The organism is Gardnerella sp. KA00771 (assembly GCF_049244045.1).
Lineage (GTDB): Bacteria > Actinomycetota > Actinomycetes > Actinomycetales > Bifidobacteriaceae > Bifidobacterium > Bifidobacterium swidsinskii.
The window spans coordinates 862677-882505 of the sequence record NZ_CP058368.1 but is presented as its reverse complement, the minus strand read 5'-3'; the positions used below and the strand labels follow the sequence as shown (position 1 = coordinate 882505).

The window sequence follows — 19829 nt, the reverse complement described above, 5'->3', positions numbered from 1 at the left end:
CATAGGGCACTAGCCTAAGAAGTATGTCTCAGGAAATTGAAATTGGTTTGGGCAAAAAAGCCCGAGTTGCATATTCGCTTGACGATATTGCTATTGTTCCTTCGCGTCGCTCGCGTGATCCTCAAGCTGTATCTACTGCATGGCAAGTAGATGCTTATACGTTTGATATCCCAATTATTGCTGCTCCGATGGATTCGGTTACTAGCCCGGATACTGCGATTGCAATTGGTCAAATGGGTGGTCTTGGAGTTCTTGATCTAGAAGGTTTATGGACTCGATATGAGAATCCAGAACCTTTGTTAAAAGAAATAGCTGAGTTGCCGTCAAACATTGCAACCCGCCGCATTCAGGAGATTTATACTGAGCCGATCAAACCAGAATTGATTGCAAAGCGTTTGCATACAATCAGAGATGCTGGAGTGACAGTAGCAGGAGCTCTTTCTCCACAACGCACGCAAGAATTATATAACACTGTTCTAGAAGCTGGTGTTGATTTATTCGTGATTCGCGGAACAGCAGTATCTGCGGAACATGTTTCTAAAGATCATGAACCTCTTGATTTAAAGAAGTTTATTTACGATCTCGATGTTCCTGTTATTGTTGGAGGTTGCGCAGATTATACTTCTGCTCTTCATTTGATGAGAACTGGAGCTGCAGGTATTTTAGTTGGATTTGGCGGCGGAGCAGTATCCGCAACCATGAATACTTTAGGGGTGCAAGCACCTATGGCTACTGCTATTGCGGATGTTGCTGAAGCTCGTAGGGATTATATGGATGAATCCGGCGGCCGTTACGTGCAAATTATTGCTGATGGCGGAATGGGTAATTCCGGCAGCTTCATTAAGGCTCTTGCAGTTGGAGCTGACGCAGTTATGCTTGGTACTCCATTAGCTCGCGCAACTGAGGCTCCTGGTCATGGCACTCATTGGGGCGCTGAGGCTCGTCATTCATCACTTCCTCGTGGGATGCGCTCAAATGTTGGCACTGTAGCTCCGTTAGAAAATATTCTTTTTGGCCCAAGTCATGAAGCAGATGGTACTACAAACTTTGTTGGTGCATTGCGCAGAACAATGGCTTCTACAGGTTATGTTGATGTTAAGAGCTTCCAGCGTTGTAGTGTAGTATTTAATCCATTCCATCAAGATATTCGTTAGTGTTAAGTATGATGCTTATTGCATAAAATATAGCGGTTCAGTAATTTGTTCTGAACCGCTATTTTTGTTTTCAAAATGCATATATCTATATGAACATTCTATTGATTCATGTATAAATATGATTTTTAACTATATTTGCTATTCTTTTAAACCGTAATGTGTATAATTCAACACGCATAAAATCGTTTATTTTCAATGAAAACGACGAATATTTTGTAATTTATCCACATTTTTATTAATTACGCAGTTAGAGAAAAATTACGTTGTAAGCTTTTATCTAAACTCGTTTAGTTTGTAGAAATATAAACTTAACAAGTTTTAAATAACAACAGTTTTAAATAATTGTTAAAACAGGAGAGAAATATGAAGATAGATTTTGCTGATGCCTATGGCATGGATGATAACGATTACAGTGATGATGAGCTGAAAGATAAGTCCTCAAAGACTAAGAAAAACAATGACGAGGATCCTCCACATGTTTTCTGTAGACCTCGTATTAGCTTGCCTGTATATGAGGGTGAAGTTAGTGTTGGTTTTTCTCGTGAATGCTTGAAATACCATGTTGGAATGTGTTATTTCGACAGTAGAGATGAGCAGGCTTTTGTTAATTTAGCTTTAAAAACTTGTCAAATTGCTTGTATAGCTGCAGATATTTCGAGAGGTAGGCCTATTTCTCCAGCAATGTCGCAGCTTCTAACAAAAAGTTGTATTACTAAATTAACTAACATGTGGAAACTGATGGATGAGTATTTCACTGATAATAACGATTCGGAAACTCGCTCTGCTGTGCGTAGTTTTCCTGCAGTTCCGAGTTTGTTTAATGGAATGTTAGTCAGCCCGAATCATTTTGAAGGTGTTGTGCGCATTTGTGCAGGACCTGTGAAATACTGGGCGTCGTTATCTTTGGAATTGAAAAATAATCGTTGGATTTGCACGTATGCAGATCTAGGATAAAATCGTCGCTTATAGTAGGTAGCTGAAATAAGACATCTATGATAATGCGTTTGAAGACTTATGTACATATATTCAAATAAATATGAGCCCCTTATTGCTTGATTTGCTGATTTTTCAACAATTTTAGCAATAAAGGGGTTCACTTTTGTAAGATTAAACATTCTAACTTGTACGACTTGTAGAATCTAAGTTTTTTCCCAGTGTTTGTTTGTAAATGACAATATTAAGTATTATTTTTTGTACTTCGTGCAGTCGTGTCGATTCTGTTATCAAGTACAATAAATAATATGCTCCGAGAATTTGCTGTAGAAGCCATTCACCCAACTCAAGACGGTGATACCATTTATTCCTTACTCGCCAATCGTGCTATGCGTAGCCCACAAGACTTGGTTGCTCAATGGCAAGACGATGAAACTCGTCGTTGGCATGATGTTACTTCATCTGAAATGCTCGCGAAAGTTCGTGCAGTAGCTCGAGGCTTAATAGCGCTCGGAGTTCAGCATGGCTCCAAAGTTGTTATTTACTCTGCTACATGCTATGAGTGGGGTGTTGTCGATTTTGCTTGTGCATGTATTGGTGCTGTAAGCATTCCTATTTATGAAACAGATTCAGCATTGCAGGCAGCTGACATTATCGATGAAGTTAAGCCAGTTATTGCTTTTGCTGGAGACGATGCGCATGCTCAATGCTTAGAGCGTGTTCGTCAGGATCATAAACATATAACTTTGAAAACCGTATTTAATTTCAAAGCTGGTGGCTTGGAAGCCGTTGTTGATTTTGGTAAATCTACTACTGATGATGAGCTTAATAAAGCTGTTGATGCTGTTAAGGCAGATGATTTAGCTACTATTGTTTACACTTCTGGTTCGACTGGTAGACCTAAAGGCGCAATGCTTTCAAATCGTAATTTTACGCATATTGTTTTTGCTGGTTATGATGTTCTTAACGATATGTTATGCAAGCCAAATCGTTTGCTTTTATTCCTTCCATTGGCGCATTGTTTTGCTCGGTACATTCAATATGTTGCTATTGGTGCTCACGGTGTTATTGGATATGTGCCTAATGCTAAGCATCTTTTGGCTGATTTGCGTAGTTTTAAGCCTACGTATTTACTTGGCGTGCCTAGAGTTTTTGAAAAAGTTTATAATGCTGCGTCACAAAAAGCTGGTGCTGGTATAAAGGGTCGTATCTTTGCTAAAGCTGTAAAACATTTCATTCAATGGTCTCGCGACAATGTTGAAGGTAAAACTCATTCTCTTGCTGCACGCATGAATCACGCGATGTATATGAAAACAGTTGGCTCGTCTATTCGCTCAGCTTTAGGCCCTAATCTTTCATGGTTGGCCTGCGGTGGAGCTCCAATGGATGCTGATTTGGCTCATTTCTTTAATGGTCTTGATGGCATTACTTTTATTCAAGGCTATGGAATGACTGAAACTGCCGCTCCTTGTGTAGTTAATTTTGAGCATGCAAATCAAGTTGGATCTGTAGGTCGACCTGGTCCTGGTATAGCTATCCGTCTTGCTGACGACGATGAAGTGCTTATTAAAGGTCCTAACGTATTTATGGGATATTTCAATAAGCCTGAGCTTACTGCAGAAGTTATTGACGAAGATGGATGGTTGCATTCAGGCGATCTTGGCTCAATAGATGATGAAGGATTCTTGTCTATTACTGGTCGCAAAAAAGATATTATTATTACTGCCGGTGGCAAGAATATAAGTCCTGCTCCTATGGAAGGTATTATTGCTCAATGCCCATTAGTTTCTCATGCTGTAGTAGTGGGCGATGGTAAGCCATTCGTTTCTGCTTTAATTGAGCTTGATTCAGATATGGTTCGTTCTTGGCTAAAGAATAAGGGTATGGATGTTAACCTTACTATGAGTGAGATTGCTACTAACGAAGCAGTGCGTTCAGTAATTCAGCAATTTATTGACCAAGCTAATAGTACTGTTTCTCGCGCTGAGTCTGTTCGTAAGTTTGTTATTTTGCAAGATGAATTTACTCAAGATGCTGGAACCTTGACTCCAAGTATGAAGATTGTTCGTCCGAAGATTCTTGCTCGCTATGCTGATATTATCGAAACGCAATTGTATGCTCCAAAGCCTAATACTCGTCCTTTGCCAGCAACTGTAAAGATTCTCGATAAAACTACTGAGACTGTTAAGCAAGCACAGGAGACTGTTAAGCAAGCTCAGGAAGCTGTAACTCCTCGAGTACGTCAAGCTATCGATCAAGCTGCGAATCATTTGAAGCGTTTTGGTGAAGAATCTTCATCAGATTCCTCTTCGACATCGCATAGTGATCATAATGAACATGTCGAGTAAAAAGCTTACATATTTGTAGTTGTTTTTCGTTATTCCTACTTACATAAAAGAAAGAGTAATCGAGTGTCTATTAGAAAAATTCGTATTGTTCCGGATCCCGTATTGCGAACTCCTTGTGATGAGATTCGTGAAATTACGCCAGCTGTGAAACATTTAGTTGATGATTTATTGGAAACGGTAAATGACCCAGGTAGAGCTGGATTGTCTGCTAATCAGATTGGTGTAAGTTTTAGAGCTTTTTCTTACAATATAAATGGTCGAATCGGCTATATTTTAAATCCCGTAATTGAAGAGCTAAAAGGTGAACAGTACGACGACGAGGGTTGCCTTTCTGTTCCGGGATTATGGTACAAAACTAGGCGTGCAAATTATGCTAGAGCTTGTGGAATTGATTTAGATGGTAAGACTGTAGTGCTTGAAGGTGAAGGTCTTATGGCTAGAATGATTCAGCATGAGTGTGATCATTTAGATGGTCATATTTATTTAGATAGGCTTGAAAAGGACGTGCGCCGTCAAGCGTTGCGTGAGTTGCGCAATAATATGCGTAACTAAGTTTTAGTTTTTATGCTTTATGCGTAAATAATTTTTTAAAAATTATCGGCGTTTTTGTTGCTTTTATCACTACAAGAATGCCGATTTTTAGTATTGAGCATCTGATATAATCGCTCTTTGCGTGTCCATTTTGAGCATGAGTATTGCCGCGTTGTATGATTGCTCGCTTTTTATTGTCTACACGGATTCGCAAATACGCGCCATGTACGCGTCCGTTCGTGTCGGTCGGCTTGGATTTAGACATGTGTTAACCAAGTTGCATGCGAACAGACATGGCCAGGAAATAACCGACAAGAAAGGTATATAGATATGGCACAGATTACCATGAGCGAAATGCTGAAGGCTGGTTTGCACTTCGGTCATCAGACTCGTCGCTGGAACCCAAAGATGAAGCAGTTCATTCTTACCCAGCGCAATGGTATTCATATCATCAATTTGTTCAAGTCTCTCGACATGATCGACAAGGCTTATGACTTCATCAAGCAGACTGTTGCTCACAACGGCACTGTTCTCTTCGTGGGTACTAAGAAGCAGGCTCAGGAAGCTGTACAGAATCAGGCAACTCGCGTAAACATGCCTTATGTTTGCGAGCGTTGGCTTGGTGGTATGTTGACTAATTTCCAGACTGTTTCTACTCGCGTAAAGCGCTTGAAGGAACTTGAGGAAATGGACTTTAGCGATGTTCGTGGATCCGGCTTGACTAAGAAGGAACTTTTGCTTCTCGAGCGCGAGAAGGACAAGCTTTCCAAGCAGCTCGGTGGTATTCGCAACATGAACCGCACTCCATCCGCCATGTTCGTTGTTGATATTAACAAGGAAGCTTTGGCTGTTGAAGAAGCTCATAAGCTTGGTATCCCAGTTGTAGCAATTGTTGATACCAACACTGATCCTGAGGCTGTTGAGTATCCAATTCCTGCCAACGACGATGCTATTCGTGGCATTGAGTTATTGACTAGCTTGATGGCTGATGCTGTAGCTGAAGGTTTGCTTGAGCATGCCGGTAAGGGCGCTAAGTCTGAAGGTAATGATGCTCAGCCAATGGCAGCTTGGGAGAAGGAATTGCTCACCAAGGAAGGCGAAGCTGAAGCTAAGCCTGCCAAGGAAGAAAATACTGAGGCAAACGCCTGATAAGCTAATTTGCAACCAGATTCTTATTTAGAAGCTGCAAAATCCAATTGATTTTGCTTTTTGCAGCTTTTAAGAATCATATTGATACGAGGAGAACAAAATGGCAGCAATTACTGCAGCGTTGATTAAGCAGGTGCGCGAAGAAACTGGCGCCGGCATGATGGACGTTAAAAAGGCTCTTACTGAAGCTGAAGGCGACGTTGCCCGCGCTAAGGAAATCATCCGTGCTAAGGGTATTCAGGCAGCTGGTAAGCGTGAAGGTCGTAAGGCTCAGGAAGGTACCATCGCTTCTAAGGTTGTTAAGTCTGCTGAAGGCGAAACTGGTTACGCAGTTGAGTTGAATTCTGAAACTGACTTTGTGGCAAAGACACCAAAGTTTGTGGAATTCTCAAACACTGTTCTTGACCATGCTGTTGAAGCTAATGCTTCTACTGCTGAAGAAGTACTTGCAGCCCCAGCTGATGGTGCAACTGTTAAGGAATCTGTTGAAGAAGCAGCAGCTTTGTTCGGCGAGCATGTCAAGGTTGGTCAGGTTGCTAAGGTAAGCGGTCCACACGTTGAGATTTACGCTCACAAGAAGTCTGTGGAATTGCCTCCAAGCATCGTTTCCATGATTGCTACTGACGAAGCTGGTGCAAAGGTTGCTCACGAAGCTGCTTTGCAGATTTCCGCTATGGGTGCGCAGTGGCTTCGCCGTGAAGATGTTCCAGAAGAAGTTTTGGAATCTGAGCGTCGCGTTGCAACCGAGAAGTCCTTAGCTGAAGGCAAGCCAGAGAAGATTGTTCCAAAGATTGTTGAAGGACGTATGAACGCCTTCTTCAAGGAAACTGTACTTCTCGAGCAGGCATACGTTAAGGATCCATCCAAGAGCGTTGGTGACTTGTTCAAGGAAGTTGGCGGCACCGCTCTTGCCTTTGCTCGCGTTGAGGTTGGCAAAGGTGCTGCTGAATAAGCACTAATTATATGAGAATTTATTTTTGTTCTTGTATATAGGGTTGCGTGCACAAGTTGTGCGCAACCCATTTTTATATTCATTGTCCAGCTTAACGTGCGTTTTGAGTGTCGTTATTGATAGATAAACTGACAAAGATATACCTCATTCGCCGTTATGACTGGAGGAATCTGTATGGCTATTGCACAAACGGATGAAGGAAAGTCCCGTAGGGTTTTATTAAAGCTTTCTGGAGAAGCATTCGGTGGTGGTGCTGTTGGTATTGATACTCATGTCATTCGTAGGATTGCTGGCGAAATAGTAGCTGCAGTGAATCAAGGCGTTCAGGTTGCTATTGTTGTCGGCGGCGGTAACTTCTTTAGGGGAGCAGAACTGCAGCAAGCAGGTATTGATCGTAGCCGTGGTGATTATATGGGTATGTTGGGCACTGTAATGAACTGCTTGGCTCTTCAGGATTTTCTTGAGCAAGCAGGGCAAGCAACTCGCGTACAAACTGCTATTACAATGGGTCAGGTTGCAGAACCTTATATTCCGTTGAAAGCAATTCGTCACCTTGAAAAGGGTCGTGTGGTTATTTTTGGTGCTGGTGCCGGAATGCCATATTTTTCTACTGATACTGTTTCTATTCAACGTTCATTGGAAATTCATTGCGATGAAGTTCTTATGGGCAAGAATGGTGTGGATGGCGTATATAGTGCTGATCCTCGTAAAGATTCTACTGCTCGTAAGTTCCTAACATTAAACTACAAGCGCGCTATCGTTGATGGTTTAGCTGTTATGGATGCGTCTGCGCTTTCTATGGCTCGCGATAATAATCAAAAAATTCGTGTGTTTGGTCTTGAGGGCGAAGGTAACGTAACTAGTGCTCTTGTTGGAGAATCTATTGGCACATTAGTGTCTAATGCAGAGCCAACATTTGCTTAAATATTATAAAGGAGAACACATGTCAGCAATAATTGATCAAGCCCGTGAACAGATGAATAAGTCTGTTGAAGCTACTAAAGAGAATTTTATGGGTATTCGCACCGGTCGTGCTAATCCTGCTTTGCTAAACGGAATTATGGTTGATTATTATGGTGCTCCAACTCCAATTAAAGCTGTTGCATCTATTGGTGTTCCAGAGCCTAGAACTCTTTCAGTTACGCCTTTTGACGCTTCTCAAGCGAATGCTGTTGAAAAGGCTATTCGCGATTCTGATTTAGGTGTAAGCCCTAATCGTGATGGCAATGTTATTCGTGTTACTATGCCAGAGCTCACGGAAGAGCGTCGCAAGGAATACGTCAAGCTTGCTAAGAATAAAGCAGAAGAAGGCAAAGTTGCAGTTCGCAATATTCGTCGCAAAGCTAAGGAATCTATTGACAAGTCTGTTAAAGATGGTGAACTTGGCGAAGATGAAGGCGATCGTTTACAAAAAGAGCTTGATAAAGTAACTAAGCAAGTTACTGATTCTTTAGACGTTTTGCTTGAAGGTAAGCAAAAAGAAATTATGGAAGTCTGAGATTTTTGTAGTTTCAAACTGAATGGGTGCCGTATGAGTCAAATAAAACAGCATAATTTTGTCAATGAAGTCAGTAAAGCAAATGCTGAAAAAACTGCATCAGAAGTAGGATTGTCTTCTGACAAAGCAGATACTGCTACACATGGCACCCATGAAACTTTAAGTGATATTAATCGTCGCACAGGCAGGAATATGCCTCAGGCAGTTGCTACCGCCGCAATACTAGTTGTTGCAATTGTTTCTTGCTTAATTATTAGCATTGATGTCTTTATCGTGCTTATGGCCATTTTTATGGTTCTGGCATTGTGGGAATTACATGTTGATTTTGCAACTCTCGGTTTGCGTATTCCTTTCGTGACGTTATCAATATGTTCGCTTGTAACTATTTTTGCAACATACTATGCAAAATGGCATGCTGTTGCTATGGCTAGTGGAATTACTGCATCTTTGCTTCTTACAGTAATTTGTGCGACTCTTAGCAGTACTATTTCAGATAGAACGATGCAAGCTGTAGAAAAAAAGCTCGATGGTTCTAACCGCTCATCATACGAACATACTTTATTTACGAATACGTCTGTTTCGCTATTCGTGGTGTTGTACATTCCACTTTTAGCTTCTTGCATCGTATTAGCTCTTACAAATACAAAATACGCAGTTGCTCACGCTATGCTTTTGGTATTTTTACCTGCATTAAGTGACACTGGCGGATTATTTGCTGGTGCATGGTTGGGCAAACATAAGCTTTCTCCGCGAATCTCTCCTAAGAAGTCTGTAGAAGGCTTAATAGGCTCAATGCTTTTTGCAATTATAGGAGCATATGCAATTATTGCAGGTTTTTATGGTTCCTCTTGGTTCAATTTCTGGTGGATGCCATTAGTCATGGGTATTTCTTCTGGAATTATTGGCACATTCGGTGACTTGTGTGCTTCTATGCTTAAAAGAGATATTGGTATTAAAGACATGGGACATTTGCTAAAAGGTCATGGTGGTGTTCTTGACCGAGTAGATTCTATTTTGCTGTGCGGTCCTGTGCTGCTTGTGCTTTTGCAACTTGCTCATTTCTGAATTTATCTGTCGCAATCGTGGGCTTAGACTAATATCGACGCCATGACAGTCTGTTTTATTCCGTCGCCAAGTATTTCGCAATTTTCTCTTGGCTTTGTAAACATAAAGTTTTACGCTCTTAGTATTCTTGCCGGTATTTTGATGGCAATGTGGATTACTACGCGTCGATGGAAGCGTCTTGGAGGAGATTTTAACCAGATACTTGATCTTGTTTTAGTCAGTCTTCCTGCTGGAATAATTGGCGCGCGTTTGTATCACGTTATTACAACTCCAGAAAAGTTTTTTGGCTCTAATGGTGATTTTTTAGAAATTTTTAGAATTTGGAATGGTGGTCTAGGAATTTGGGGCGGTATATTCTTAGGCGCATTGGCTGCTTGTGTATTATGCAAGTATCGTAAATATCCTATTGGATTACTAGCTGATTGTGCAGCTCCTGCTGTGCTTATTGCTCAAGGTATAGGAAGATTGGGGAATTGGTTTAATCAAGAACTTTACGGAGCTCCTACTAACTTGCCGTGGGGTTTGAAGTTAAATTATGATACTACTCAAGCAATAGGTCATAGTGAAAGATGTTATGATGGGTTAACGTGCCCAGAAGGCACATTATTTCATCCAACATTTTTATATGAGATGATTTGGAATTTCATCGGTGCTGCATTGCTTATTTATTTTGGCAAAGTTATAGCTAAGAAGTTAAAAGCCGGTTCCGTATTCGCACTTTATGTTATGTGGTACACAATTGGACGCGTGTGGATTGAGGCATTGCGAATTGATTTTTCACATGTTTTCTTAGGTGTGCGCATTAATGTTTGGGTTTCTATTATCGTATTCATGTGTGCAACTATTGTTTTTGCTTTGCTGCAAAAGAGTACTAGTACTCGTGAGTCTCTTGTTGAACGACTTATAGATATAACTTCAGACGAAAGAGAACGTGAGTCTCAGAACACTTCTAGTAAGTAAGATTCAAGTATTTGAAAAAGCAATTTTAAAAATCTTGTTTTTATAAAACTAGTCGCTTGCATTTTCTAGAATAGTACACATGAATATACAAATAGCACCTAGCATTCTTTCCGCAGATTTTTGCAATCTTGAGCGTGACCTCGATGCAATATCTAATGCGGATCTTGTTCATGTCGATGTAATGGATCATCACTTTGTACCTAACTTGACTTTGGGTGAACCAATTGTTAAGCGAATTTGTGAGGTTACTAAACTTCCAGTTGACGTACATTTGATGATTGAGGATCCAGATCGTTGGGCTCCAGAATATGCTAGACTTGGAGCTGCTTCTGTGAGTTTTCATATGGGTGCTACTCATGCTCCAGTGAGATTAGCTCGTCAGCTTCGCGATATGGGTTGTAAAGCTTGCTTTGCTGTGCGCCCTGCGGAACCAGTTGAACCTATTTTCGATATTCTTGATGAATTCGATATGGTTCTTATTATGACTGTTGAGCCTGGTTTCGGTGGACAGAAGTTCTTAGCTAATCAAATGAATAAGGTTCGCCGTTTACGTGACGAAATTACTCGTCGTGGTCTCAATACTCATATTCAGGTTGATGGAGGAGTTAGCCCTTCAACTGCAGCAATAGTTGCTGAAGCTGGTGCTGATGTGCTTGTTGCAGGTTCTGCAGTTTATGGAGCAGAAAGTCCTAAAGAAGCGATTGAAGCTATTCGCAATACTGCAAAAGCTGCTTGGCGTGAATAAATATTAGATGTATGTTGGGGGCATGAAATATGTCCCCAACATATTAAGTATTGCACAACAAGCGAGTTTTTTTGATGCGAATATATGCTGATTAATTGTGTGATTTCGTATGAGGAAGATATTATGACTAAGTTCGTTATTAATCAGGAATATAGTCCTGAAGCAATGAATCGAGTTTTGACAATACCTAATCTAATCAGTTTTTTGCGCATATGTTCAATTCCCTATATTGCTTGGCTTATTACACAGCAACAGATGACTTTTGCTCTTATTGTTTTAGCAATATCTGCGTTTTCTGATTGTCTTGATGGTTATATTGCTCGTACTTTGAATCAAGTTAGTAAGTTGGGTCAAATTCTTGATCCTATAGCTGATCGTCTATTAATTTTTTGCAGTACGTTAGCTTTAGCTGTTGCAATGATTATCCCTTGGTGGGCACTTTTATTAGTAGTATTGCGTGATGCTATTATGGCTGTACTTGTAATAGTACTTGCGCAAAGAGATTATGGTCCTTTGCCTGTTAACTTTGTAGGTAAAGCTGGCACAGCACTTCTTATGCTTTCAATTGTTTCTTTAATGATTGTTTATGCTGTACCTACTGAGTCTATGCTCGTACTTTATGCTGCTGCACTTGCATGTGGAGTGTGGGGTATTGCTCTATATTGGTATGCTGGTCTGCTTTACTATATGCAAGCTTATTTGTTACTTGCTAAGTCAACAAAAACTAAATAAGGCGTGTACGCACATATGACTAAGCAAGATGAATTTGTTAGTTTAAAAGATAGTATCAAAGATTTAGATGTAAAACATACGTCTCATAAAAGCACTATGCCAATGTCTTTTGCTGCTCCTGATGGGATGTCGCTGACTAGGCGTAGGGCATTATTTTCGCACTCATTTACTGGTATTTCAACGCATCATGTTGTAATGTCTTCCAGTGGTTTTGCTCACAATCATGATCGTAGACGTTATATTGACGATTATGCTTTGCGTCTTATTGATGATTTAACTAATCGTCCAGTTGATCCAATGTTTATGGATGCAAGATTAAGTAAACAACCTGTTAAACCGTTTAATCTGTGGTTCACTAGAGCTATAGTATTTTTATTGTGTGTTTCTATTGGTACTGTTGGGAGCCAGTTTGTTCGCAAATTGCACACTGATCCTAGAAAAGCAATACGTTCTTCATTAGCTAATGAGTTGTCTGGCTATACGTCTCGTTTCGATAAGCTTGTAGAAGAAGTAACGTCATTGAGAAATAACGTAGATCATGAGTCGCAAAAAATTACTACGCCTGAAGAGGATGAAGTTAGTAAATCAGATGATATGGTTAATGGCACTCATGCTGTAGAAGGTTCTGGGATTACTTTGACTATTGCTAATCCTATTTCTGCTTCGAGCGATGTGAATAGCGGTTCTTTACCTCGCGAAAGTAATGGCGCAAGAATGCGATTAGTTACAGATCGTGATATTCAACAATTTGTGTCATTATTGTGGGAAGCAGGTGCTGAAGCTATTTCTGTTAACGGGCATAGACTTGGAGCGCAAACTTCTATTCGTGTTGCTGGTCAAACTATTCTTATTGGAGTTAATCAAACTCAAAGTCCATATGTTATTGAAGTTATTGGCGATTCTGATGATTTAATTAAACAATGTAATGATATGAAACGCATGAAATGGTACGCATCTTTAGTTAATGCAGGCATTAATCCACAGGTTTCACCTTCGAGAGTTATACGACTCAGTGCAGCAAACACAGGCGATATTAGTTTTGCCAATGAGAGAATTAGGAGATAAGCATGGCAGCGATTTTTGGATTAATTTTGGGAGTATTAATTGGAGTTGTTGTTCATCCAGATATTCCGATTGTCATTCAACCTTATTTACCTATTATGGTCGTTGCAGCACTAGATGCGTTGCTTGGTGCTGCACGTGCATATTTTGAAAGAAACTTTTCGGATAAAGTTTTTGTTATTTCATTCTTCTCAAACGTTATAGCAGCTACGTTGCTTGTTTTGCTTGGAAATCAGCTTGGCGTAGGTGCGCAATTACAAACTGCAGTTATCGTTGTTTTAGGAATTCGTATTTTCTCTAACGTTTCTGCAATTCGTCGTTTCATCTTCAGGAGTTAGCATATGGTTTCAATGTTTTCTCATTCTCCACAAGATGATGATATTCTTCATAAAATGCGTCGTCAAAAATCGCATGATCGTGAAAGTGATGAAACTCAAACTGGATCTTTCCCAGCAGTTCATCGTAAAGTAAAATCTTCACTAAGCGGTCACGTTACTCGAGCGCGTATATTTACGGGCTTTTTAATGATGTTGCTCTGCGCTTTATTAGGTTTTGCGTACATGATTCAAGTTAATCGTAGCAACTCACTTTTGTATGAAACAATGAGCGAAGAAGAATTGACTCGTCTTATTACAGAAACTCATTCTCAAATTCAGAGTTTGGAAAGCCGAAAAAGTGAATTAACAGGTCAGCTTAATTCGTTGCGTGAAGCAGTAGATAAACAAGATGAAGCTCGTCGTATTGCTCAGCAGAATGCTCAAGCAAATGGTCTTATTTCTGGACGTCTGCCGGCAGTAGGTAAAGGTATTGTAGTTCACATTACTGCAGGTGAAAAAGAGAATATTGATGCCGCTACGATGTTTCAGCTAATAGAGGAATTGCGAAATGCTGGCGTAGAAGTTATGTCTATTAACGATGTAAGAATAGTTACTTCAAGCTATATTTCGCAAACTAAACATGGTCTTATATGCGACAATATTATAATTGATCCTCCTTATATTGTGAAAGCAATTGGTGACCCTCAGAATTTGCAAAATGCTGTTAATATTGCAGGCGGTGTTGGGTCGCGTTTAAAAATTAAATTTGGTTCTTCTGTAATGGTTTCAGTGCCTGATGAAGTAGAAATTACTTCGACACGCGAACCAAAACAGTACGAATATGCAAAACCAGTCGAGTAACAAGGTAGAATAGCAAGTATGACTGAACCGATTCCTACAGCTGGCGAAACCACTATTATTGGTATGCCAGCTATTCATATTCCAATGAATACAACTTCAGATCGTCCTATGCAGCAGGATGATTTTGATACTATAGCGAAATTACTTCCTGGTACTGCGTTGTTGATTTCAACTAGGGGAGCAGTGTCTGGTTCTCGCTATCTTCTCGATGAAGATTTAGTAACAGTTGGACGTGATTCGCATGCTGATATTTTGTTAGACGATTCTACTGTTTCGCGTGCGCATGCAGTGTTTAAGCGCCATAATGGCGTGTTTAGCATTTCAGATTCTGGAAGCCTAAACGGTACGTATGTAAATCGTGAACGTGTTGATAAATCAGTGCTGCATAATGGCGATGAAATTATGATTGGCAAATTCAGACTGGTATTTTTCGCACATGACGCAGTCACAGTCCGATAATGTGATTAATGCAGTACAGGGGGAGCTTTTTAACTTTTCCTTGTCTGCTGATCACGCTTCAGGATACCGTGGTAGTGTCGCTATGAAGGTTGCCGGTATTACTTACCGGCAACTCGATTATTGGGCTCGTAAAAGCATTATAGAGCCTTCAATTCATGCATCTAGCGGTTCTGGTTCTCGTCGTTTGTATTCTTTTAAGGACATTGCGATTATGGCTGTAGCTAAAAGGCTGCTTGATGCTGGCGTTAATTTAGTTAATGTTACTACGGCTATTATTTTTCTTAATCGATACTCAGAAGAACGCTTAAGAAATATGACTATTATTTGTGATGGTCAATCTGTTCAAGAGTGCGATGAGAATCAAGATAATATGCGTCGTATGCTTGCTTCTGGTTTAGCAGTATTTGCTATTGCTGTTGGTCGCATTGTTTCTAGAGTGGAAGAGGACTTATCTTCTGAAAATTCTGTTGATGCTACGCAAGTTGAAGAAAAAAGTAGTAAGTCTACTCACAAATCTTATTCAAAACCTACTTCTCATACATCTTCAAACTCATGGAGTCTTGTTCAGGAAACGTGGGGATAATGGCATGTTCGTAGTTGTTATTATCGCTGTTATTTGCTGGTTTGCTTCAGTATCATTGTTTTTGTATAGTACATTTACTTGTGTGCGTTTTTTAGTAAAATTTCGAAAAAATGCTTATTTGAAATCAAATAGTATTAGCAATAGTAATAAGAGAAGTTCTATTGGTTTAATGCCTTGGAGTATTGTTATTACGCATTGTTGTGGGCTTCCTTGCGCAATGCTTGCATACATGCTTTTGCATATTGTTCGCGATTTTGGATTTGTTTGTGATGATTATTGGTTATTAATGAGATCAACGCTGATTGCGTCATATGCGATTATTATCGCGCTTATTTTTGCTAATATTTTTGCAATGCTATTTTGTGCGTACCGAAGTTGCAAGTCTTAGATTATTTAGCAAGAAGTATCGTAGGGATATTATTTGATAGTAGTGTGAGACTTTGTTGGTTGCGTTTGATTATTATCTCTAATTTGACATAACGTACATTATCGGATAAATATCAAGTAAATCTAGTCAAATAATAAGCTCAACCGGCAGAAACTGTGCAGCGTTGTAAAGAAACTGTCGTTTTCTCACTAAAAAACGACCGAAACTTTACGAGGGTGTAAAGAAAAAGCCGTTACGACAAAAATTCTGATTAGATTAAGCGAAATATTCGCAAATTGCAGTGTTTAATTCGTTTACGCTATCAATAATTCTGTAAGATCCGTGTGCTTCAAGCTCGCCAGGCTCAGCATAGCCCCAAGCGCATCCCAAGCAATCCAAGCCGCAATCTTTTGCTCCGTCAGCATCAGTCCAGCGGTCTCCAACCATCAAAGCTCTGTCGCCTTTTTCTGGATTGTAATCAATCACATCAAAAACATAACGAATAACTTGAGTTTTGCTAATACGCGACATATCTTTACTCGCGCCATAAATTCCGTCAAGATACTTCGTCAAACCAAAATATTCGCAAATAGGCTTTACTTGATATTCTGGCTTGCAAGATGCGGTTGCTAAATAATATCCAGCTTCACGAAGTTTTGTAAGTTGCTCAAGTATTCCATCGTATACTTTGTTAAGTAGGCATCCTGGAATTTTTTTACCAGGATTATTAGGATCATCAAAAGTTGCTACTTCAGAATAATACTTGCGATACGTAGCAAGTCCCTTTGCTAGCAGCGATTCAGGCACATTATTGCGTTGAAGAGATTCTAAAATTGAAGGACCTATAAAACGGTGCATTTCAGCATCGTCCGGAATAGGCTGTTTCAACTCTTTCAATGCAAGCTTTGCGCAAGTAATAATACCAGCATCTGACTTTGTTAATGTGCCATCAAGATCAAGCAGAATAATGTGACGACTAGTACATCCTGAAGACACTGAGAATTCACTCATAGTCAGGAATCCAGCCCTCATGATGCATTTTTAGACGCTTGTCTAGTAAAGTTTTTAATTCTTCTTCACTACGACGTTCAAGCAGCATATCCCAATGCGTCCTAGACGGCTTGTTGAAATCATCATCTGGGCGATCATCGTCGCCTTCGCGATGTGCAATCGTGCCGCAGCGGCATTCCCACTCTTCAGGAATTTCTGCGCCTTGAGCAAAAGGAAGAATCGTGCGATGCCCCTTTGGGCACACATACACAACATCATTTCGTGCAGCGAAATCTACATTATCGTCAGATTCCAATGATTTCGCACCAATGCTCATACCGCGTAAACTGCGTTCTGCCATAGTATCTCCTTGTGTAGTACTTTATAAAATTACCGAACTGCACGGACTATATATATAAAAACGATTTATATATACAAAATACATGCGTTTTATTTGTATATGCTCATACTTATACATCTGAGTATGCTACAACTCCACGGTTTAATAGTTTTGCAGCTTCATAAGCGCATGAAGCAAGATTTTTATCTACGCCATCTATAGCTTGTAAATATTCTCCTGTTGCAAAAAGTTGAGTAAGTAAATCAATAAGACGTTTAGTTTGACGCACGAAATCTCCTCCAGTGCTGTCGGTATTGCGCAAAACTTCAGCTAGATCAGCACCATTAGCCCAATCGTACATAATATCTACAGCACCAAATTCAAGCGGTCTTAACGCTGGCAAATGAGCGTCTGCGCATAATGCGCTAGTACGCATAAATAATTCTTTCATTCGCAATACTGTATTAAATATCGCGCCATCTTTGCCGCCTGGATATCGTCTAGGTTCTCCCCCTGCAGGTCCTCTAGATTCATAAACTAATGCAGACAAGCACGATAATAATTCAAGCGGCGAAAGATCATTAAAAATTCCTTCGCAAATAGCTTCAGCAAATACAATGTCTAGTTCGTTATACAACCTTCTTAACAATTGACCGCGCTCAGTAAGGTGCAAAATTTGGTTTTGTGAAGAATCTTCAGATTGTAAATAATCCAAACTGTACAATACGTCACAAATATGGTCAAAAGTTCTAGCAACAGAACCAGTACGAGATTCGTAGCGTTCACGTACTTGATCAAGTTCCTTATGTTCTCTAATCCAATGGTAGCCCCAACGCAAATGTTGTTGAATATCTGCACAACCTGCACACGGATGCGTTCGCTTAGCTTCTCTAAGATTTGCAATAACATCATCCAACGCTTTAAACGCTGCTGTGCGTTCTGCATCTGTGCGGAATAAAGTATGTTTAAGTTTACGGCGTTGATCGTGTTGAGCTTCTTTAAGCTTCATGCGTAATTGTAAGAATTCAGCAAAATCTCCATGTTCGCAGTGGAATGCTTCTTCATAGCCTTTAAGAGCTGTTTCAAGTTCGTTCATGCGATTATGTAAACGTTCAGCAGAAGCATTAGCTTCCCATTGAGCAAAAGAACGATCTAGTGTTGTTCTAGCAGTGTCTGCATCGCTTGAGTTCAGCAAATTAACTGCCATATTAAACGTAGGAACGAAGCTGGAATGTAGCGGGTATACGCGTTTACTAGAAAGTGCTGCAGCTTGTTGAGGGACGAAATCAGCATGATCTACAAGAATTGCGTAACCAATATCGTCAATTCCACGTCTTCCAGCACGACCTGTAAGTTGCGTAAATTCTCCAGGCGTAAGAGGTACATGCCCAGTGCCGTCAAATTTTACTAGCTTTTCTACAACAACGCTTCGAGCTGGCATATTTAAGCCTAAAGCAAGTGTTTCTGTTGCAAAAACAACTTTAATAAGTCCGCGTTCAAATAGTGTTTCAACAATGTGACGGAATAATGCAATCATACCGGCATGATGTGCTGCAAATCCTTGTTCGAGAGCAAAACGAAAACGTTCAAAGCTTAAAGCGTGTAAATCTTCTTTAGAAAGTTGATTTGCAACCATACTGTCGACAATTTTACGTATTTCGTACATTTCTTCATCAGAGGTAAGTATTAATCCTGCGTTTAAACATTGTTGAACAGCTTGATCGCATCCGGAACGAGAGAAGATAAAATAAATTCCTGGCAGCATTCCTAGGTAATCTAATTCGTCAATAACAGCCCAGCGGCGAGGAGTATGTCGTTTCGCGCATTTATCTAACTGTGCAACTCCCCCGTTAACTCTGTGTTTCTTACCTTTTCTGTAACGGTATTTGCTATCGCTGTAAGATTCTTTACGGCGACGAGCTCGGTACTCAAATTCATTAAGTTTCCTAGTCAATGCAGGGTTAACGCGCTTAGTTACGTTTCCATTATTGTCATGGTCGTATAAATCGAGTAACTCAGGCTCAGTTGCAGAATCCTCTTGAACAACAACATGTCTTTCTAAAGGCACAGGTCTGTGTTCGTCGACAATCAAATGAGTTTCTCCACGCACTGATTCTAGCCATGCAGAAAAATCTTCAACATTTGAAACAGTTGCAGACAACCCAATAATTTTTACCGATTTCGGAAGGTGAATAATAACTTCCTCCCACACAGCTCCGCGGAATTTATCTGCAAGATAATGAATTTCATCAAGAACGACAAAACCTAAGGATTGCAACGTAATCGAATGCTCGTAAAGCATATTTCTTAAAACTTCAGTAGTCATTACAACAATGTCTGCTTCAGGATTTACAGAAGTATCTCCAGTTAATAACCCTACTCTGTCTGAGCCGTATAGTTCGCAGAAATCGTGATATTTTTGATTACTTAAAGCTTTAATAGGCGTTGTGTAAAAAGCTTTTACATTACGATTTTGCGCAAGAAATACAGCAAAATCCGCAACAACAGTTTTACCAGCTCCAGTAGGAGCAGCAACTAAAACATTATTGTCATTTTCTAGTGCATCAATAGCTTCAAGTTGAAAATCATCAAGTTCAAAAGACAAAGAACGCTCAAATTTAGATGCCATCGAGTGCTCGTGCTTCATTGTATTTTTAAAAGCTGCGAAACGTTGTGAAGGAGATAATACTACATCATTCTCATTACAGTCAGTTGGATTGCCTGATTTATTTTTGCAGTCTTTTTTCTGTGATAAATGAGACATAAAAAGTATTAGTCGCTTT

General features: G+C 40.0%; 20 protein-coding genes. 17 read left to right on the top strand and 3 right to left on the bottom strand.

All coding sequences use genetic code 11. The features are described from left to right. Nucleotides 1-23: 23 nt before the first annotated feature. The 17 genes from HXT57_RS03810 (at nt 24) to HXT57_RS03730 (ending at nt 15349) form a co-directional block, all read left to right on the top strand. Nucleotides 24-1154 (top strand): GuaB3 family IMP dehydrogenase-related protein, encoded by a 1131-nt coding sequence (locus tag HXT57_RS03810; protein WP_064622111.1) that lies wholly within the window; start codon nt 24-26, stop codon nt 1152-1154. A gap of 363 nt (nt 1155-1517) precedes the next feature. Then, nucleotides 1518-2108 (top strand): hypothetical protein, encoded by a 591-nt coding sequence (locus tag HXT57_RS03805; protein WP_004108888.1) that lies wholly within the window; start codon nt 1518-1520, stop codon nt 2106-2108. 287 nt (nt 2109-2395) lie between these two features. After that, nucleotides 2396-4435 carry an AMP-dependent synthetase/ligase gene (locus tag HXT57_RS03800; RefSeq protein ID WP_033888437.1) on the top strand — a complete coding sequence of 680 codons (2040 nt, stop codon included), beginning with the start codon at nt 2396-2398 and terminating at the stop codon, nt 4433-4435. Nucleotides 4436-4498: 63 nt separating this feature from the next. After that, entirely contained in the window at nt 4499-4987 is a 489-nt protein-coding gene (locus HXT57_RS03795) for a peptide deformylase (protein WP_004108893.1), read from the top strand. A gap of 309 nt (nt 4988-5296) precedes the next feature. Next, on the top strand, nt 5297-6115 hold the full coding sequence (gene rpsB, locus HXT57_RS03790) for a 30S ribosomal protein S2 (RefSeq protein WP_032842488.1): 819 nt from the start codon (nt 5297-5299) through the stop codon (nt 6113-6115). 100 nt (nt 6116-6215) lie between these two features. Continuing rightward, nucleotides 6216-7067: a translation elongation factor Ts gene (gene tsf, locus HXT57_RS03785; RefSeq protein ID WP_004106601.1), complete on the top strand. Its 852-nt coding sequence runs from the start codon at nt 6216-6218 to the stop codon at nt 7065-7067. Between the two features lie 174 nt (nt 7068-7241). Then, nucleotides 7242-7991, top strand: a complete 750-nt coding sequence (pyrH, locus tag HXT57_RS03780) for a UMP kinase (RefSeq protein WP_004108906.1) — start codon at nt 7242-7244, stop codon at nt 7989-7991. Nucleotides 7992-8010: 19 nt separating this feature from the next. Further along, on the top strand, nt 8011-8565 hold the full coding sequence (frr, locus tag HXT57_RS03775) for a ribosome recycling factor (protein ID WP_004106603.1): 555 nt from the start codon (nt 8011-8013) through the stop codon (nt 8563-8565). Nucleotides 8566-8598: 33 nt separating this feature from the next. Beyond that, nucleotides 8599-9630 carry a phosphatidate cytidylyltransferase gene (locus tag HXT57_RS03770; RefSeq protein ID WP_004108908.1) on the top strand — a complete coding sequence of 344 codons (1032 nt, stop codon included), beginning with the start codon at nt 8599-8601 and terminating at the stop codon, nt 9628-9630. A 42-nt stretch (nt 9631-9672) separates the two neighbouring features. Continuing rightward, nucleotides 9673-10590, top strand: coding sequence for a prolipoprotein diacylglyceryl transferase (lgt, locus tag HXT57_RS03765; RefSeq protein ID WP_004108913.1), 918 nt, complete (start codon nt 9673-9675; stop codon nt 10588-10590). A 79-nt stretch (nt 10591-10669) separates the two neighbouring features. Further along, on the top strand, nt 10670-11335 hold the full coding sequence (gene rpe / locus HXT57_RS03760; RefSeq protein WP_004108916.1) for a ribulose-phosphate 3-epimerase: 666 nt from the start codon (nt 10670-10672) through the stop codon (nt 11333-11335). Nucleotides 11336-11458: 123 nt separating this feature from the next. Then, complete coding sequence (locus tag HXT57_RS03755; RefSeq protein ID WP_064621630.1) at nt 11459-12067, top strand: CDP-alcohol phosphatidyltransferase family protein; 609 nt, start codon at nt 11459-11461, stop codon at nt 12065-12067. A 15-nt stretch (nt 12068-12082) separates the two neighbouring features. Further along, nucleotides 12083-13132, top strand: coding sequence for a DUF881 domain-containing protein (locus HXT57_RS03750; protein WP_081378935.1), 1050 nt, complete (start codon nt 12083-12085; stop codon nt 13130-13132). A gap of 2 nt (nt 13133-13134) precedes the next feature. Further along, nucleotides 13135-13467, top strand: a complete 333-nt coding sequence (locus HXT57_RS03745; protein ID WP_004106615.1) for a small basic family protein — start codon at nt 13135-13137, stop codon at nt 13465-13467. Between the two features lie 3 nt (nt 13468-13470). Next, on the top strand, nt 13471-14307 hold the full coding sequence (locus HXT57_RS03740; RefSeq protein ID WP_004108919.1) for a DUF881 domain-containing protein: 837 nt from the start codon (nt 13471-13473) through the stop codon (nt 14305-14307). Nucleotides 14308-14325: 18 nt separating this feature from the next. Continuing rightward, on the top strand, nt 14326-14766 hold the full coding sequence (locus HXT57_RS03735) for an FHA domain-containing protein (RefSeq protein ID WP_102155138.1): 441 nt from the start codon (nt 14326-14328) through the stop codon (nt 14764-14766). Next, entirely contained in the window at nt 14744-15349 is a 606-nt protein-coding gene (locus HXT57_RS03730; RefSeq protein WP_102155140.1) for a MerR family transcriptional regulator, read from the top strand. The genes HXT57_RS03735 and HXT57_RS03730 overlap by 23 nt, the downstream gene beginning before the upstream one ends. 643 nt (nt 15350-15992) lie before the next feature. On the opposite strand, the gene HXT57_RS03725 is transcribed toward HXT57_RS03730, so the two are convergent. The 3 genes from HXT57_RS03725 to HXT57_RS03715 form a co-directional block, all read right to left on the bottom strand. Continuing rightward, nucleotides 15993-16727: an HAD hydrolase-like protein gene (locus HXT57_RS03725; protein WP_012914194.1), complete on the bottom strand. Its 735-nt coding sequence runs from the start codon at nt 16725-16727 to the stop codon at nt 15993-15995. After that, the gene (locus HXT57_RS03720; protein WP_004106625.1) at nt 16720-17067 is read right to left on the bottom strand and encodes an RNA polymerase-binding protein RbpA; all 348 of its coding nucleotides are present in this window, start codon (nt 17065-17067) and stop codon (nt 16720-16722) included. The genes HXT57_RS03725 and HXT57_RS03720 overlap by 8 nt, the downstream gene beginning before the upstream one ends. A gap of 109 nt (nt 17068-17176) precedes the next feature. Further along, complete coding sequence (locus HXT57_RS03715) at nt 17177-19810, bottom strand: DEAD/DEAH box helicase (RefSeq protein WP_421783373.1); 2634 nt, start codon at nt 19808-19810, stop codon at nt 17177-17179. Between the last annotated feature and the right edge of the window lie 19 nt (nt 19811-19829).

Bases quoted from the DNA above. Each gene is read 5' to 3' on its own strand.
- tsf (WP_004106601.1), top strand. From the start codon at position 6,216: ATGGCAGCAATTACTGCAGCGTTGATTAAGCAGGTGCGCGAAGAAACT.
- pyrH (WP_004108906.1), top strand. From the start codon at position 7,242: ATGGCTATTGCACAAACGGATGAAGGAAAGTCCCGTAGGGTTTTATTA.
- rpe (WP_004108916.1), top strand. From the start codon at position 10,670: ATGAATATACAAATAGCACCTAGCATTCTTTCCGCAGATTTTTGCAAT.
- HXT57_RS03730 (WP_102155140.1), top strand. From the start codon at position 14,744: ATGACGCAGTCACAGTCCGATAATGTGATTAATGCAGTACAGGGGGAG.
- HXT57_RS03800 (WP_033888437.1), top strand. From the start codon at position 2,396: ATGCTCCGAGAATTTGCTGTAGAAGCCATTCACCCAACTCAAGACGGT.
- lgt (WP_004108913.1), top strand. From the start codon at position 9,673: ATGACAGTCTGTTTTATTCCGTCGCCAAGTATTTCGCAATTTTCTCTT.
- HXT57_RS03810 (WP_064622111.1), top strand. From the start codon at position 24: ATGTCTCAGGAAATTGAAATTGGTTTGGGCAAAAAAGCCCGAGTTGCA.
- HXT57_RS03725 (WP_012914194.1), bottom strand. From the start codon at position 16,727: ATGAGTGAATTCTCAGTGTCTTCAGGATGTACTAGTCGTCACATTATT.
- rpsB (WP_032842488.1), top strand. From the start codon at position 5,297: ATGGCACAGATTACCATGAGCGAAATGCTGAAGGCTGGTTTGCACTTC.
- frr (WP_004106603.1), top strand. From the start codon at position 8,011: ATGTCAGCAATAATTGATCAAGCCCGTGAACAGATGAATAAGTCTGTT.
- HXT57_RS03745 (WP_004106615.1), top strand. From the start codon at position 13,135: ATGGCAGCGATTTTTGGATTAATTTTGGGAGTATTAATTGGAGTTGTT.
- HXT57_RS03740 (WP_004108919.1), top strand. From the start codon at position 13,471: ATGGTTTCAATGTTTTCTCATTCTCCACAAGATGATGATATTCTTCAT.
- HXT57_RS03755 (WP_064621630.1), top strand. From the start codon at position 11,459: ATGACTAAGTTCGTTATTAATCAGGAATATAGTCCTGAAGCAATGAAT.
- HXT57_RS03735 (WP_102155138.1), top strand. From the start codon at position 14,326: ATGACTGAACCGATTCCTACAGCTGGCGAAACCACTATTATTGGTATG.
- HXT57_RS03750 (WP_081378935.1), top strand. From the start codon at position 12,083: ATGACTAAGCAAGATGAATTTGTTAGTTTAAAAGATAGTATCAAAGAT.
- HXT57_RS03715 (WP_421783373.1), bottom strand. From the start codon at position 19,810: ATGTCTCATTTATCACAGAAAAAAGACTGCAAAAATAAATCAGGCAAT.
- HXT57_RS03720 (WP_004106625.1), bottom strand. From the start codon at position 17,067: ATGGCAGAACGCAGTTTACGCGGTATGAGCATTGGTGCGAAATCATTG.
- HXT57_RS03770 (WP_004108908.1), top strand. From the start codon at position 8,599: ATGAGTCAAATAAAACAGCATAATTTTGTCAATGAAGTCAGTAAAGCA.
- HXT57_RS03805 (WP_004108888.1), top strand. From the start codon at position 1,518: ATGAAGATAGATTTTGCTGATGCCTATGGCATGGATGATAACGATTAC.